12 protein-coding genes are annotated in these 14,945 nt (G+C 66.5%); 10 read left to right on the top strand and 2 right to left on the bottom strand.

The genetic code is table 11. The annotated features are described in order from the left end of the window. Positions 1–13 precede the first annotated feature (13 nt). Positions 14–6,169 (top strand): hybrid sensor histidine kinase/response regulator, encoded by a 6,156-nt coding sequence (locus IM738_RS17415; RefSeq protein WP_236962314.1) that lies wholly within the window; start codon positions 14–16, stop codon positions 6,167–6,169. A 49-nt stretch (positions 6,170–6,218) separates the two neighbouring features. On the opposite strand, the gene IM738_RS17410 is transcribed toward IM738_RS17415, so the two are convergent. Then, positions 6,219–7,706 (bottom strand): cryptochrome/photolyase family protein, encoded by a 1,488-nt coding sequence (locus IM738_RS17410; protein ID WP_236962313.1) that lies wholly within the window; start codon positions 7,704–7,706, stop codon positions 6,219–6,221. A 62-nt stretch (positions 7,707–7,768) separates the two neighbouring features. Between IM738_RS17410 and IM738_RS17405 the strand changes: the two genes are divergently transcribed. The 6 genes from IM738_RS17405 to IM738_RS17380 are packed head-to-tail and all read left to right on the top strand — an operon-like array spanning position 7,769 to position 12,337. Then, positions 7,769–8,359: a YqgE/AlgH family protein gene (locus IM738_RS17405; RefSeq protein WP_236962312.1), complete on the top strand. Its 591-nt coding sequence runs from the start codon at positions 7,769–7,771 to the stop codon at positions 8,357–8,359. A gap of 5 nt (positions 8,360–8,364) precedes the next feature. Beyond that, complete coding sequence (ruvX, locus tag IM738_RS17400) at positions 8,365–8,784, top strand: Holliday junction resolvase RuvX (protein WP_236962311.1); 420 nt, start codon at positions 8,365–8,367, stop codon at positions 8,782–8,784. After that, a complete protein-coding gene (gene pyrR, locus IM738_RS17395) occupies positions 8,781–9,296 on the top strand; it encodes a bifunctional pyr operon transcriptional regulator/uracil phosphoribosyltransferase PyrR (RefSeq protein WP_236962310.1) in 516 nt (171 codons plus the stop codon). The genes ruvX and pyrR overlap by 4 nt, the downstream gene beginning before the upstream one ends. Further along, a complete protein-coding gene (locus tag IM738_RS17390; protein WP_236962309.1) occupies positions 9,289–10,254 on the top strand; it encodes an aspartate carbamoyltransferase catalytic subunit in 966 nt (321 codons plus the stop codon). The genes pyrR and IM738_RS17390 overlap by 8 nt, the downstream gene beginning before the upstream one ends. Next, entirely contained in the window at positions 10,251–11,579 is a 1,329-nt protein-coding gene (locus IM738_RS17385; RefSeq protein WP_236962308.1) for a dihydroorotase, read from the top strand. The genes IM738_RS17390 and IM738_RS17385 overlap by 4 nt, the downstream gene beginning before the upstream one ends. Further along, positions 11,576–12,337: a lysophospholipid acyltransferase family protein gene (locus IM738_RS17380; protein ID WP_236962307.1), complete on the top strand. Its 762-nt coding sequence runs from the start codon at positions 11,576–11,578 to the stop codon at positions 12,335–12,337. The genes IM738_RS17385 and IM738_RS17380 overlap by 4 nt, the downstream gene beginning before the upstream one ends. Before the next feature lie 142 nt (positions 12,338–12,479). Here the strand turns inward: IM738_RS17380 and IM738_RS17375 are convergent, their stop codons facing one another. After that, a complete protein-coding gene (locus tag IM738_RS17375) occupies positions 12,480–13,124 on the bottom strand; it encodes a glutathione S-transferase family protein (RefSeq protein ID WP_236962306.1) in 645 nt (214 codons plus the stop codon). 109 nt (positions 13,125–13,233) lie between these two features. Here IM738_RS17375 and IM738_RS17370 point away from each other — a divergent pair, with 109 nt between their 5' ends. The 3 genes from IM738_RS17370 to IM738_RS17360 all read left to right on the top strand — a co-directional run bounded on the left by IM738_RS17370 (position 13,234) and on the right by IM738_RS17360 (position 14,914). After that, the gene (locus tag IM738_RS17370) at positions 13,234–13,626 is read left to right on the top strand and encodes a DUF2946 domain-containing protein (RefSeq protein ID WP_236962305.1); all 393 of its coding nucleotides are present in this window, start codon (positions 13,234–13,236) and stop codon (positions 13,624–13,626) included. Between the two features lie 64 nt (positions 13,627–13,690). Further along, a complete protein-coding gene (locus tag IM738_RS17365) occupies positions 13,691–14,341 on the top strand; it encodes an SCO family protein (RefSeq protein ID WP_236962304.1) in 651 nt (216 codons plus the stop codon). Positions 14,342–14,428: 87 nt separating this feature from the next. Continuing rightward, positions 14,429–14,914, top strand: coding sequence for a copper chaperone PCu(A)C (locus tag IM738_RS17360; protein WP_236966348.1), 486 nt, complete (start codon positions 14,429–14,431; stop codon positions 14,912–14,914). Positions 14,915–14,945 lie beyond the last annotated feature (31 nt).

Genomic DNA, 14,945 nt, shown 5'->3' with positions numbered 1-14,945 from the left:
GGCCTGAAACAACATGCTCGACACCCAGCACGACAGCTTTTCCACGGATGCACAACTCGCCGATCTGGGCCCCTTGGCCTGGGTCTTCGAGGAGTTGCGCAAGTCGCTGGACGGTGCCAACAAGGCCATCAAGCGCTTTGTCCGTGAAACGGAGCAATCCCGGCTGAGCGACCTGGAGGCGGTGGATCCGGGTTCTTTGCGGGTGGCGCGACAGCAGTTGCACCAGGCCGTGGGTGCGCTTGAAATGGTGGGGCTGATTGCCCCGGCCCAGGTGCTGCGCGCCATGGAAGCGGCGGTGCAGCGGTTTGTGCAACGTCCTCAGACCTGCACGAATGAAGCGGCAGGGAAGGTCGAGCGTGCCAGTTTCGCACTGATCGAATACCTCGAAGCCATCCTGAACAACAAGCAGGTCCAGCCGGTCGCGCTCTTCAGTCAATACCGCGAGGTGCAGGAACTGGCCGCGGCTGAGCGGGTGCATCCGTCGGATCTGTGGGCCTTTGACCAGCGTGGCATCGATGTGAATGCACCGGTGGGTGTGGAGCCGCAGAAGGCCGACGCCCAGATGCGTTCGCGGTTCGACCGGGTCGTGTTGCTCATGATCAAGTCGCCGAGCCCCGCCGTCGGGACCCAGCTGTCTCGAATGTGTGCCGGCTTGTCGGCAGGTTCGGATGTGCCCAGGGTGGTGACTTTCTGGCGTGTGGCGGCCGCGTATTTTGAAGCGGTGGCCCAGAACCTGGTGCCCTCCGACCTGTACGTCAAGCGCGCGGCTTCGCGCATTCTGCTGCAACTGTCCGGGCTGGCACAGGAGAAGACGCGCGGCGATGTGTCAGAGACCCTGCTGCATGACCTGTTGTTCTTTTGCTCGCAGGCCCAGCCCAGGGAAGGCGTGGCCACGCCCCATCTGGTGGCTGTGCGCCAGGCGTTTGGTCTGACCGATGCCGTTGCCGTGGACTACAGCCAGGCGACGCTGGGGCGTTTTGATCCAGCCCTCCTGGTGCAGGCCCGCAAACGCATCAACGCCGGCAAGGAGTCCTGGTCGCTGATGGCAGGCGGTGACATGAGCCGCGCCAGGCAGGTACAGGACCAGTACAGCCTGATCGGTGACTCCCTGCTGAGGTTGCACCCCGCGAGCACCGTGCTGGCCCGTGCGCTGGTCAAGGCGGCCGAACAGGCGGCCCGAGTGCCGGGGACGCTGAAGCCCGAGCTGTCCATGGAGGTGGCCACCACCACGCTGTACCTCGAAGCTGCGTTCGAGGATTTTGACCCCAACGATCAGGAACTCACTGCCCGCACACAGGCGTTGGCCGAACGTCTGGAGCAGGTTCTTGCCGGCGAGCCAGCACAACCCCTGGAACCTTGGATGGAGCAGCTTTACCGGCGCGTGAGCGACCGGCAGACGCTGGGCAGTGTGGTGGGTGAGCTCAAGGTGTCCTTGGGGGAGGTCGAGAAATCGCTGGACCAGTTTTTCCGGGCACCGCGCGAGAAAGCCTGTTTGCATGTGGCGGTGTCTCAATTGGTGCAGATGCGCGGCGTGCTCTCGGTTCTGGGTCTGGACCAGGCGGTGAACACGGTCGGGCGCATGCGCAGCTCGGTGGAGCAGATCCTGGACACCGAGGTGGACGAGGTGATGGCCCGTCAGGCCGGAACGTTTCAGCAGCTGGGCAACAACCTGAGCGCGCTCAGTTTCCTGGTGGACATGCTCAACTACCAGCCCGCGCTGGCCAAGAAGCTGTTTGTCTTTGACGAAGAATCTGGCGAACTCAAGCCGTTGATGGGGCGTACCGTGGTGGACGTTCCCCGCGCGCAGGCCACACATCAAGAGGCCCATGCGCTGAGCGCCGACGTGCAGCGCGTGGTCGACAGCGCGCAGAACACGGTGGATCTGGCCGACCTCAGCGAGCAGCTGGGTTCGCTGGCCGATCAGGCCTCTCTGGTCGAGCAGCCGGGCGTGGCACGGGCCGCTCGGGAAGCGGCGCAGGCGGTGGTCGGCGACGATGCTGTGGCCGGGGCCCAGGCGCTGATCGGCCTGGCGCAGACGGGCGTTGAGGACGTTCGCGCGCCGGTTGCGCCGGTGTTTGACGCTGGTGGAAACGATGACGACGACCTCCTGGACATCTTCCTGGAGGAGGCACGCGAAGTCGTGGCCCATGGGCGAGATGCCGTGGCGGCACTGGCGCATGAGCCTTCCGATCTGGAGCACCTCAGCACCCTGCGCCGTGCCTATCACACACTCAAAGGCAGCTCGCGCATGGTGGGCTTGTCGGAGTTCGGCGAGGCGGCCTGGGCGATGGAACAGGTGCTCAACGCAGCACTCGCCGAGCAGCGTCCGACGGAGGCGCCGTTGCGGTCTCTGGCAGAAGACTCGCTGAACGTGCTGGCTCAATGGGTGGAAGACATTGCCCAACACCGCGATGGCGACCGCAAGGCCCAGCCGTTCCGGATCAGTGCGCAGGCTTGGCGCGATCAGGGGCAGTACCTTTCGCTGGGTGCTGCCGTGCAGGCGCCGGAACCTTTCGAGACCGTGGTCAGCGGAGACGAGCCGGAGCAAGCGCCCGTGCAAGTCGAGACCGAAGATGCGCAAGTCGTCGCTCAGGATGCGCCCGAAGAGCCGGCTGCGGACTTTGGTGATTCTGCGGCAGTGGACCTCGATTTCAGTTTCGATTCGCCGACGGCGACACCGCCAGCGTCGGGTGAACCAGCCCCGCTGCTCAGTGACATGGCCTTTGAGGGCCTGGCGCCGCACGCTTCCGAACACATCGAAGCTTCGCTTCCATCGGGTCCGGCGGTCGATGGGTCTTCATCCGATGACCCATCCTCCATGTTCGACGATATCTCGTTGGACACCGAGGCGGCGCTGCCTCAGGCCCCCGACTTGCAGGACGGTCTTCCGGGGCCAGTGTTCCATCCGGACGAACCCGACAGTGTGTTCGTGGAAGAGGTCGTCGCGGAGCCGGTGGCATTGGAGGTGGTCTCCGATGAGCCGCAGGAATTGGAAGCGGTCCCCGATGCGCAGCAGGAGGTGTCTTTCACAGACGTGATTGATGTCTCCGTCGAGGCGCTGGACACGTCCGTTCCTGCCGACATCAACGATGACGTGCCCGACGAGCAGACGCGCCAGATCGGGCCGTTGCGCATTGGCATCCGGCTTTACAACGTCTACCTCAACGAGGCCGATGAATGGTCGCGCCGGTTGAGCACCTGTCTGTCGGAATGGGCGCTGGAACACCACGAACCCGTTCCCGATCAGGCCGAGGCCCTTGCTCACTCGCTTGCGGGCAGCTCAGCCACAGTGGGTTTTCAGCCTCTCTCTGACATCGCGCGAGCGCTGGAGCATTCGCTGGCTTCGGTGGCCCTGCACCAACAGGGTGGACAAGCGGCAACGATCGAACAGGCTCAGCTGTTTGTGGACGCGGCCGAGGACATCCGTCGGCTGCTCCATCAGTTTGCCGCCGGTTTCTTCAAGGAGCCCAATGTCGAGTTGCTGAGTGCGCTCGACCGTCTGCTGCACCTGCCCGCACCCACGGACACAGGGTTCGCTGAGCCAACGGAAGCGGACGCCGCGCCCGACGCCGAGGCACCGGACCACGAGGCGACTCAGCCCGAGAACGAGCCGGTGGAGGTGCTGGACCTGCCGGCGGAGGTGGGCACGGTTCCTTCTGCTTTTGTGCCCACGGACTTCGAACCGTCCGCTGTTGCTGGACTTGACACGTTGTTGTCCCCGCTGCCTGCGGAGGTTGCCGAGCGGGGTCCGGCGCAAGACATTGACGACGACATCGATGTGCTCGACACGATCGACGTGGACCTGTTCCCGATCTTTGCGGAGGAGGCCCAGGAACTGCTTCCGCAACTGGGTGGTGCACTGCGCCAGTGGATGGGGCGACCCGACAACACCAGCGCCCGAGGCGAGGTGCTGCGCAACCTGCACACCTTGAAGGGCAGTGCGCGTCTGGCGGGCGCTCTGCGACTCGGCGAGATGGCTCACCGCATTGAAACGGCGGTGGAGCGACTGGGTTCCGACGTGCTGCAGCGAGCCGACCTGGAGCCCCTCCAGGCTTCCTACGATGCTTTGTGTGCTCGCTTCGATCTGTTGCGCAACAGCGATGTGGAGTCTCAGGGCGTGGTGCAGACCGCCCCTGAACAGACCTTCGATGCCGAGCCCTTCGGTGTCACTGCGGTGGAAGAAGCGCCGCAGACCGAACTCTCGCCCGAGCCGGAGGTTTTGCCGGTTGTCACCCGCGCGCCAGGCGCTCAAGGCTTGACCGGGATGACGCTGCTGCAGCCACCCGTGCTGGTGGCGCAGCGCGCTGGTGCGGCCGTCCGGGTCCGCCCCGAACTGCTCGACCGCCTGGTCAACCAGACCGGCGAGGTCATGATCACCCGCTCGCGCATGGAGTCCCAGCTGGTGACCTTGCGCGGCTCGCTGAAAGACCTGACGGGCAACCTGGACCGTTTGCGTCACCAACTGCGCGACATCGAATTGCAGGCTGAAACACAGATGCAGTCGCGTCTGGCGCAGGCCCGCGACGCCGACCTGTCGTTCGATCCGCTGGAGTTCGACCGCTTCACGCGGGTACAGGAACTCACCCGCATGATGGCCGAGTCGGTGAACGACGTGGCCACGGTGCAGCGCAACCTGCAGCGGGCGGTGGAAGCGACCGAAGACGGCCTGGTGGCGCAGGGGCGGCAGACCCGCGAATTGCAGCGCGATTTGCTGCGCACCCGCATGGTGGAGTTCGAGGGTATTTCCGAACGGCTGTACCGGGTGGTGCGGCAGGCGTCCAAAGAAACGGGCAAACAGGTGCGACTGGACATCACGGCCGGTTACATCGAAATGGACCGTGGCGTGCTGGACCGCATGACGGCGGCGTTCGAACACCTGCTGCGCAACAGCGTGGTGCATGGCATTGAAATGCCTGAGCAGCGACTGGCCCTGGGCAAACCCGCGGAAGGCCACATTGAGATTCGCCTGGCCCAGGAACTCAACGACGTGTCCGTGGTGTTCCAGGACGACGGCGCCGGACTCGACCTCGTTCGCCTGCGTGAGAAAGCGGTGGCCCAGAACCTGGTCGAGGCCGGTGTGGCGCTCTCCGACGACCAGGCGGCGCAGCTGATCTTTACCCCCGGTCTGAGCACGGCCAGCGAAGTGTCTTCGTTGGCGGGCCGTGGCGTGGGCATGGACGTGGTGCGAAACGACGTGATCGCGCTGGGCGGGCGCATCGAGACGCACACCCGCGCCGGACATGGCACCAACTTCAAGCTGGTGCTGCCGCTCACCACCGCGGTGACGCAGGTGGTGATGCTGCGCACGGGCACGCTCACCATCGGGGTGCCATCCACGCAGGTGGAACTCGTGCGCCGCGTCGGTACCGACGAGCTGGCGCAGGCCTACGCGAAAAACACGCTGACGGTGGGTGGCGAAGAGGTGCCTTTCTACTGGGCTGGCGCGCTGTTGCGGTCATCGGCCCAGACCCAGGAAGCCCAGGGACGCACCTTGCCCGTGGTGATTTTCCGAAGCGCTGCGCAACGCGTGGCCATGCACGTGGACGAGGTGCTCGGCAACCAGGAAGTCGTGGTGAAGAACCTCGGTCCTCAGCTGTCTCGTCTGCCCGGTCTGGCCGGCATGTCGGTGCTGGCCTCGGGCGCGGTGGCGCTGATCTACAACCCGGTGGCGCTGGCCACGGTGTATGGCGATCAGGTGCAGTCGTGGGTGGACGCACAGAAGCGACAAGGCTTGCTGAACGCGACCAACGACGACACCGGTTTGCCGGTGGAGATGGTGGTCAACGCCGTCCCGCTGGTGCTGGTGGTCGACGACTCGATCACCGTGCGCCGTGTGACGCAGCGACTGCTGCAGCGTGAGGGCTATCGCGTGTCGCTCGCGGCCGATGGCCTGCAGGCGCTCGAACGCCTGCAACACGAACGTCCGACGGTCGTGCTGTCGGACATCGAAATGCCTCGCATGGACGGGTTCGATCTGGTGCGCAACATCCGCAGCGACCCTCGCCTGTCGGGTTTGCCGGTGATCATGATCACCTCGCGCATCGCCGAGAAGCACCGCGAGCACGCGCGCGAGCTGGGGGTGGACCACTACCTGGGCAAACCGTACTCGGAAGACGAGTTGCTGGCCCTGGTCGGGCACTACGTTCAGAGCGCCGCCGCAGAAGCCTGAGCGCACGGCCGACGCCCGATCACCACCCCGGCCTTCGCGCCGGGGTTTTTCATGTGGGCGTCGAACCGGGTTTTTTCACCACCGCATAGCGCAGCAAGGTGCGTTCGCGCGCCAGGGCATGGTCGACGATGGGGTGCGGGTAGGTCTTGCCCAGCTCGACGCCCGCGCCCACCAGTTCCAGTTCGCGGGCCGTCCAGGGCGCGTGAATCGCGGCGTCGGGCAGCTGCGCCAGCTGGGGCAGGTAGCGGCGGATGAACTTGCCTTGCGGATCGAACTTCTCGCTCTGCGTCACCGGGTTGAAGATGCGGAACCAGGGCTGTGCATCGCAGCCGCTGGAGCTGGCCCATTGCCAGCCGCCGTTGTTGGCGGCGAGGTCGAAATCGATCAGCTTTTCGGCGAAATAGCGTTCGCCCCATTGCCAGTGGATGCCGAGGTCCTTCACCAGAAAACTTGCTGCCACCATGCGCAGCCGGTTGTGCATGTAGCCGGTCTGGTTGATCTGCGCCATGGCGGCGTCCACCAGCGGGTAGCCGGTGCGGCCTTCGCACCAGGCGGCGAACAGCTCGTGGGCGTGTTTGCCGTGTTCGAACTTGATGTGGTCGTACTCGGGCTTGAACGCCTTCTCGACCACGTGCGGGAAATTGGCCAGGATCTGGTGGTAAAAATCGCGCCAGATCAGCTCGGACAGCCAGGTGCTCGCGCCCTGCATGCCCTGAAGGTGCATCTGGTAGGCGATGAAGGCCAGCTGCCGGATCGAGACCGTGCCGAAGCGCAGGTGCACGCTCAGGTAACTCGGCCCCTTGACCGCCGGGAAGTTGCGCGTGGCCTCGTAGCGGTCGATGCGCTCGACAAAGTCGTCCAGCAGCTGCTGAGCGCCGCTGGCGCCGGTGGGCATGGGCAGCTGCGCCAGGTTGGTGGGCTCGAAGTCGATGTCCGAGAGCTGCGGGATCGGGGCGTCCAGGGCCTGTGGCAACGGCGCCAGCGACGCGGCGTAACGCTCCACCGGGTAGGCCTTCAGATAGAACGAATCCACCTGCTTGAGCCAGGCGTTCTTGTAGGGCGTGAACACGCCGTAGGGATGGCCCGCCTGGGTCAACACCTCGCGGCGCTCGAAGATCAGGTGGTCCTTGTGGCCGTGGAACACGATGCCGGCGTGGGCCAGCTGCCCCCGCACATGGGCATCTCGCGCATGCGCAGCGGGCTCGTCGTCGTGGTTGGCAAACACGGCCTGCACGCGCAGCTGCTGGGCCAGTGCCGGCAGGTCGTCCTGCGCGCGAGCATGGCGCACGATCAGCCCGGTGCCCTCGTGCTCTGCGACCCGGCCCAGCTCGCGCAGGCGGACATCGAGCTCGATCACCGAGGCATGGATGAATTCGACCCGGCGGTCCGCGCGGGGCAGGGTGTCGAGGATGTCGGTGTCGAAGACGAACACACACCAGAGCTGGCGGCATTGTTTGAGTGCATGGTGGAGCGCGGCGTTGTCGTCGGCCCGCAGGTCACGCCGGAACCACATCAGGCCTTGGTCGTAGCGGTTCATGGGGGTTGGCTCGGGTGTGGGGAAGGGCAAGGGCCTGTGGATCAGCGGCTTAAAATCACTGCATGTCCGCCGATTCTGCCCCGATCAATCTCACCAATCATTTCCTGATTGCAATGCCCGGGCTCAGCGACGAGCTGTTCGGCCGCAGTGTCGTCTTCATGTGCGAACACAGCGAGCGCGGTGCGCTGGGTCTGGTGATCAACAAACCCAGCGACATCCTGCTGCCCCGCCTGTTTGAAAAGGTTGACCTCCCGCTCGGACGCGAAGACCTGGCGAACCAGCCGGTGTTCCAGGGCGGCCCGGTGCAGACCGAGCGCGGCTTCGTGCTGCACGATGCGATCGACGCCGGGGAAGGGGAAACGGTTTACGCCTCGACGCTTTCCATTCCCGGCGGCCTGGAAATGACCACCTCGCGCGACGTGCTCGAAGCCATGTCATCGGGTGCCGGCCCGCGCCGCGTGTTCGTGACCCTGGGCTACGCGTCCTGGGGGCAGGGGCAACTGGAGTCGGAGATCACCGAAAACAGCTGGCTCACGGTCGAGGCCGATCCGAGCGTGATTTTTGATGCGCCGGTCGAGCAGCGCTACGAACGCGCGATGGCCTTGCTGGGATTGCAGCCCTGGATGCTGTCGCCCGACGCGGGCCACGCATGAGCGAGATGGTTTCTGTTCCCGTCACGCCCGAAGTCCCGGCCCAGTGCCAGATGTTCATGGCCTTTGACTTTGGCCTGAAGCGCACCGGTGTCGCCAGTGGCAACCGGATCACCCGCACCGCCACACCGCAGGCCACCATCGCCGCCGAGGGCGACGCCCGATTCATCCAGATCGCGGCGCGCCTGAAAGAGTGGCAGCCCGACGCGCTGGTCGTGGGTGTGCCCTTTCATCCCGACGGCGCCTCCCACGAGAACACCGCGCGAGCACGGAAGTTCGCGCGCCAGCTGCGTGGCCGCCACGGCTTGCCGGTGTTCGAAGTGGACGAGCGTTACAGCACCACCGAAGCCCACAGCCTGGGCGCCAAGGACGCCGACGCGGCCAGCGCCTGCATCATCCTGGAACAGTTTCTGAGGAGCCTGCCATGACCCAAACCATCCAGCTCGATGCCGAGCTGCTTTACGCCGATCTGCTGCGGGGCGTGAAAGCGTTGATCGCCGCGACGTCCCAGCCTGTGGTGCTCGCGGGCATCACCTCCGGCGGCGCCTGGCTGGCCGAGCGTCTGCAGCGGGATCTGGGCTTGCCCGGCGATGCGGGGGTCATCTCCTCGTCGATGCACCGCGACGATTTCGCGCAGCGCGGCCTGGCCATGTCGGCGCAGACCGTCCTGCCCTTCGACGTGAACGGCGCCCATGTGGTCCTGATCGACGACGTGCTCTACACCGGTCGCACGCTGCGCGCCGTGATCAACGAGCTGTTTGACTATGGCCGCCCGGCCAGTGTGCAGCTCGCGGTGCTGGTGGACCGGGGCGGGCGCGAGTTGCCGATCCAGGCCAACGTCTGTGCGGCCACACTGAGCCTGCCGGTCAGCCAGTTGCTCGAACTGGCTCGCGACGACAACGGGCGTTTCCGCTTCGTGCTTGAGAACAAGGATGTCTGACGTGGCTCGCAATCCCCAGCTGAACAAGAACGGCGAACTGATCCACCTGCTGTCCACCGAAGGCCTGTCGCGCGACATCCTCACCCAGATCCTGGACACCGCCGCCAACTTCGTGAGCGTGAGCGATCGCGAGGTCAAGAAGGTGCCGCTGCTGCGCGGCAAAAGCGTGTTCAACCTGTTCTTCGAGAACAGCACCCGCACCCGCACCACCTTCGACATCGCGGCCACGCGCCTCTCGGCCGACGTCTACACGCTGGACATCGCGCGCAGCTCCACCGCCAAGGGTGAGTCGCTGCTCGACACCATCGCCAACCTCTCCGCGATGGCGGCCGACATCTTCGTGGTGCGGCACAGCGAATCGGGCGCGCCGTACCTGATCTCGCAGCACGTGGCGCCGCACGTGCACGTGGTGAACGCCGGTGACGGCCGCCACGCGCACCCCACGCAGGGCCTGCTGGACATGTACACCATCCGGCACTACAAGAAAGATTTCACGCAGCTCTCGGTGGCCATCGTCGGCGACGTGCTGCATTCGCGCGTGGCGCGTTCCGACATCCACGCGCTGACCACGCTGGGCTGCCCCGACGTGCGCGTGGTCGGCCCGCGTACCCTGGTGCCCGGCGACCTGTCGCACATGGGTGTGCGCGTCTGCCACACGCTGGAAGAGGGCATCAAGGACTGCGACGTGGTGATCACGCTGCGCCTGCAGAACGAACGCATGAGCGGCGCGCTGCTGCCATCGAGCCAGGAGTATTTCAAGAGCTTCGGCCTCACGCCCGAGCGCCTGCGCTGGGCCAAGCCCGACGCCATCGTGATGCATCCGGGCCCGATCAACCGCGGGGTCGAGATCGACTCCGCCGTGGTCGATGGCCCGCAGAGCGTGATCCTGCCGCAGGTCACTTTCGGCATCGCCGTGCGCATGGCGGTGATGGGCATCGTTGCAGGAAATGAAGCATGAAGATCCTGATTCAGAACGGTCGCGTCATGGACCCGGCCAGCGGCCGCGACGAGATGGCCGACATCGCCATCGCCGCCGGTCGCGTCATCGCCATCGGCAAGGTCGCCGCCGACTTCCATCCCAACCGGACCATCGACGCCACCGGCTGTGTGGTGGCGCCGGGCCTGGTGGACCTTGCGGTGCGGTTGCGTGAACCGGGGCAGGAGCACGCGGGCATGCTGGAGAGCGAAACCACGGCGGCCGTCGCCGGCGGCGTGACCTCGCTGGTCTGCCCGCCCGACACCGAGCCGGTGCTCGACGAGCCCGGTCTGGTGGACATGCTCAAGTTCCGCGCGGAAAAAATGCACCGAGCCCGCGTGTTCCCGCTGGGCGCGCTCACGCGTGGGCTCAAGGGTGAGGTGCTGACCGAGATGGCCGAACTCACCGAGTCCGGCTGCATCGGCTTCGGCCAGGCCGAGGTGCCCATCGTCAACGCCCAGGTGCTGCAGCGCGCGCTGCAGTACGCGGCCACGTTCGGCTACACCGTGTGGCTGCGGCCGCAGGATTTCTGGCTCGGCAAGGGCGTCGCCGCCAGTGGCCCGCTGGCCACCCGCATGGGCCTGGCCGGCATCCCGGTGATGGCCGAAACGATCGCGCTGCACACCCTGTTTGAATTGCTGCGCGCGGTGCACGGCAAGGGCAGTGAAGCGCGCGTGCACCTGTGCCGCATCAGCAGCGCGGCGGGCTTGGCGCTCGTGCGCCAGGCCAAGGCCGAGGGCCTGCCGGTGAGCTGCGACGTGAGCGTGCACAACCTGCACCTGACCGACACGGACATCGGCTATTACGACAGCCGCACCCGCCTGCAGCCGCCGCTGCGCCAGCAGCGCGACCGCGACGCCCTGCGCGAGGGCCTGGCCGACGGCAGCATCGACGCGCTGGTGTCGGACCACAACCCGGTGGACGCCGACGCCAAGACCCTGCCGTTCGCCGAAGCCGAGCCCGGCGCCACAGCCGTGGAGCTGCTGCTCGGCCTGGCCTGCAAATGGGCGCAACAGGACGGCCTGGGTCTGATGCAGGCCCTGACGGTCTTGACCTCAGGACCTCAGGCGGTACTGGGGCATGCGCTGGGCACGCTGCAGCACAGCGTGGGCCAGATTGCCGTGGGTGGGCACGCCGACCTGTGCATCTTCGATCCCGACGCGAGCTGGCGCGTGGACCCGACCTTGCTGCGCAGCCAGGGCCGCCACACGCCGTTTGAGGGCCACGAGCTGCCCGTTCGGGTGCGCATGACGCTGGTGGGTGGCCAGGTGGCGCACGAGGCGGAACGCCGACAGGCTGCGGCGTGAGCATCGGTCGGTCGCGGGCGGGTGCCCTGTGGCGGCTGGTGCGCGCCACCGGGCATGTGCTGCACGGCCTGTGGGTCATCCGCAGCGAGTTCGGCCGGCTCACGCCCGCCCAGACCCAGTTCATGGTGAGGGAGTGGACGCGCCAGATGCTGGGCATCCTCGGTGTGGAGCTGGTGGTGCAGGGTACCCCGCCAACCCATGGCCCCTTGCTGCAGGTGGCCAACCACATCTCCTGGCTCGACATCCTGGTCATGAACGCCGCGCAGCCGTCGCGCTTCGTCTCCAAGGCCGACGTCCGGCACTGGCCGGTGATCCGCGGGCTGGCCGATGCCGCAGGCACCCTGTACATCGAGCGCGAGTCCCGGCGCGACGCCATGCGGGTGGTGCACCAGGTGGCCGAGCGCCTGCGCACGCCGGACGTGATTTCGGTGTTTCCCGAAGGCACCACGGGCGACGGCCAGACCCTGCTGACCTTCCACGCCAACCTGCTGCAGGCCGCCATTGCCGCGGGTGCGCCGGCCTTGCCGGTGGCGTTGCGCTACGCCGACCGCGACAGCGGCCAGCGCTGCGATGCGCCGCTGTACATCGGCGACACCACGCTCATGCAATCGCTCTGGGCCACGCTGCGGGCGGACGGCGTGCAGGCGGTGGTGCGCTACGGCGAACCCCAGCGCGACCAGGGCCGCGACCGCCGCACCTGGGCGCAGGACCTGCGGACCGAAGTGGCCCGTCTGTTGCAGCCGGACCCTACCGACTGAGACCCCTTCGGTTTACATGGAGCCGAAGCGCGAGCACGAGGCATGACGAGGTCCAGCCCAGAGGCACCGCCGGGCCGGCTCTGCCGGACGGCCAGTGCCGCCCCCCTGTAGGGGGGTGACGCGAAGCGGCGCGGGGGGTGCTTCACTTCTTCATCCGTGCCAGCATCTGTTCGGTGTTGGTCTTGCGGTCGGCGTTGATCCGCTGCACGGTGGGCCGCTCGCCGATGCGCTTGAGGTAGTCGCGCACCGGCAGGCTGGCCATGCAGTCGTGACCGTAGATCAGTTTGCTGGCGCTGCTCACCAGCGGCAGGTGCACCGCAGCGGCCACGTCGGCCAGGGTGAAGCTGTCGCCGGCGATGAAGGGCGAAAACTTCGCCAGCTTCGCGAACGCGGCCACGCTCTTCTCCAGCTGCAGCCCGGTTTTTTCCTTGGCGGCGTCGCTGATCTTGCCGCCGAAAAAGGCCTCGGGGTAGAGGTTGCGTGCCACCAGCTCCATGTGCAGCTCGGTGTAACGCACCAGCTCACGCACCTTGGCCGCCGCGAACGGGTCGGCCGGCAGCAGCGGGTGTTGCGGGTACTTCGCTTCCAGGTACTCGAGGATGACGGTGGACTCGCTGAGCGCGCCCTCGTCCGTCTTGAGGTAGGGCACCTTGCCCAGCGGACTGGCTTCGGCGTCGGTCTCGCCGATCCAGGCCAGTTCTTCTTCGAAGGGCAAGCCCTTTTCGAGCAGGGCGAGCTTGACCTTGTTGTAGTAGTTGCTGGCGGAAAAGCCGCAGAGCTTGAGCATGCATGTCTCCTGTGGGATGGTGAACGGCCATCGTAGTGGCGACCCGCGTTGAATGACAGTCGCCCAGGGAACAAGGCCTTCCGTGTGCATGGGCTGATAAACTGCGCGGATGCCGTTGTCCCGCGTCCACCGCCGTTTCACCGCCTGGCTGGCCATGCTCGCCATGGTGCTGGGCGCGCTGGCGCCCACGGTGGCGCAGGCCATGGTGGTCTCGTCGGACCGCTCCGACTGGGTCGAGGTCTGCAGTGTCTCGGGGATGATCTGGGTCCAGGCCGACACCGGCGCCACGCCGTCGGACAGCCCATCGGCGCCAATGGCCGACGCCAGCATGCACTGCCCCTGGTGCACCCTGCACGGCGGTGCCGCCGATCTGCCTCCCGTGGCGGTCCTGGCCGAGCCGCTGCCGCGCCAGACCGAGCCGCCCCCCGCCTTTTTCCACGCTGTCACGCTCACGGGCACCTGGGCCGTCGCCCACGCCCGCGCTCCGCCGCTCGCCATCTGAAATCGCCACGGTCGCACATCCCTCCGGGGGTGCTGCGTGTGTTCCCTGATTTCTGGATGGCTCCATGTTCCCTCAATCCCGTGCTTTGCAGGCGCCTGCCTGCCGTGATCGACGCGCGTTCAGCGCCTGGCTGGGGGCGTTCGCCCTCGTCGGGGGCCTGAGTGCCTGTGACCGCCTGTCTGGTGCCAGCACGCCAGGGGCGTTCAAAGGCATCGACATCACCGGCGCTCCCTATGCGCGCGGGTTCACGCTGACCGACTTCAACGGTCAGGCGCGCAGCCTGGCCGACTACCGCGGCAAAGTGGTCATGCTCTATTTCGGTTTCGTGCAGTGCCCTGATGTCTGCCCCACGGCGTTGACGCGCGCGGCGGCGGTGCTGCAACAGATGGGCGCCCAAGCAAGCCAGGTGCAGCTGCTGTTCGTCACGGTGGACCCCGAGCGCGACACGCCCGCGCTGCTGCGCGACTACATGGCGGCGTTCGATCCCTCGTTCGTCGCGCTGACCGGCAGCGCGGAACAGATCAAGGCCACCGCCGACGGGTTTCGCGTCTTCTACAAAAAGGTGCCGACCGGCAGCAGCTACACCATGGACCACACGGCCCTGACCTACCTGTTCGACCGCGAGGGCCGCATCCGCGTCGCCCTGCGCCACGAGCAGACCGCTGACGACTACGCCGCCGACGTGAAACGCCTGCTCCAGGAACAGCCGGCCTGACCGTTCAACCGTTTCCCGTCCCCCTCCCTTTCCTCAACCTCCACAGGAGTTCCCGTGAAACAACTGCTCATCACCACCCTGCTCGCCATGACCGCCAGTGCCTGGGCGCAAAGCCCGTCCAGCGTCGAGATCAAGGACCCCTGGGTCCGCGCCACCGTGGCCCAGCAAAAAGCCACGGGCGCCTTCATGCAGCTGACCGCCAAGGCCGACAGCAAGCTGGTCGAGGCCAGGTCGCCAGTGGCTGGCGTGGTCGAGATCCACGAGATGGCAATGGACAAAGACGTGATGAAAATGCGCCAGGTGCCGGGCCTGGCCCTGCCCGCCGGCAAGGCTGTTGACCTGAAGCCCGGTGGCTACCACGTGATGCTGCTGGACCTCAAGGCGCAGGTGAAGGAGGGTGATGTGGTGCCGGTCACGCTGGTGTTCGAGGGCAAGGACGGCAAGCGCGAGAACGTCGAGATCCAGGCGCCGGTGCGTCCGCTCAACAGCGCCGCAGCCGCAGGCGGCATGAAGCCTGGAATGAAGGGCGAGATGAAGGGTGACATGAAGCCCACCGAGGCACACAAGCACTGACCTTCGGTCGCTGCGACTCCGTCCACCCGCC

Source organism: Hydrogenophaga sp. SL48, from assembly GCF_021729865.1.
GTDB lineage: Bacteria > Pseudomonadota > Gammaproteobacteria > Burkholderiales > Burkholderiaceae_C > Hydrogenophaga.
This window is presented reverse-complemented; position numbering and strand designations above follow the sequence as displayed.

Excerpts from the sequence above, each read along its gene's own strand:
- IM738_RS17415 (WP_236962314.1), top strand. The coding sequence starts at position 14 with ATGCTCGACACCCAGCACGACAGCTTTTCCACGGATGCACAACTCGCC.
- IM738_RS17410 (WP_236962313.1), bottom strand. The coding sequence starts at position 7,706 with ATGAACCGCTACGACCAAGGCCTGATGTGGTTCCGGCGTGACCTGCGG.
- IM738_RS17405 (WP_236962312.1), top strand. The coding sequence starts at position 7,769 with ATGTCCGCCGATTCTGCCCCGATCAATCTCACCAATCATTTCCTGATT.
- ruvX (WP_236962311.1), top strand. The coding sequence starts at position 8,365 with ATGGTTTCTGTTCCCGTCACGCCCGAAGTCCCGGCCCAGTGCCAGATG.
- pyrR (WP_236962310.1), top strand. The coding sequence starts at position 8,781 with ATGACCCAAACCATCCAGCTCGATGCCGAGCTGCTTTACGCCGATCTG.
- IM738_RS17390 (WP_236962309.1), top strand. The coding sequence starts at position 9,289 with ATGTCTGACGTGGCTCGCAATCCCCAGCTGAACAAGAACGGCGAACTG.
- IM738_RS17385 (WP_236962308.1), top strand. The coding sequence starts at position 10,251 with ATGAAGATCCTGATTCAGAACGGTCGCGTCATGGACCCGGCCAGCGGC.
- IM738_RS17375 (WP_236962306.1), bottom strand. The coding sequence starts at position 13,124 with ATGCTCAAGCTCTGCGGCTTTTCCGCCAGCAACTACTACAACAAGGTC.
- IM738_RS17370 (WP_236962305.1), top strand. The coding sequence starts at position 13,234 with ATGCCGTTGTCCCGCGTCCACCGCCGTTTCACCGCCTGGCTGGCCATG.
- IM738_RS17365 (WP_236962304.1), top strand. The coding sequence starts at position 13,691 with ATGTTCCCTCAATCCCGTGCTTTGCAGGCGCCTGCCTGCCGTGATCGA.
- IM738_RS17360 (WP_236966348.1), top strand. The coding sequence starts at position 14,429 with ATGACCGCCAGTGCCTGGGCGCAAAGCCCGTCCAGCGTCGAGATCAAG.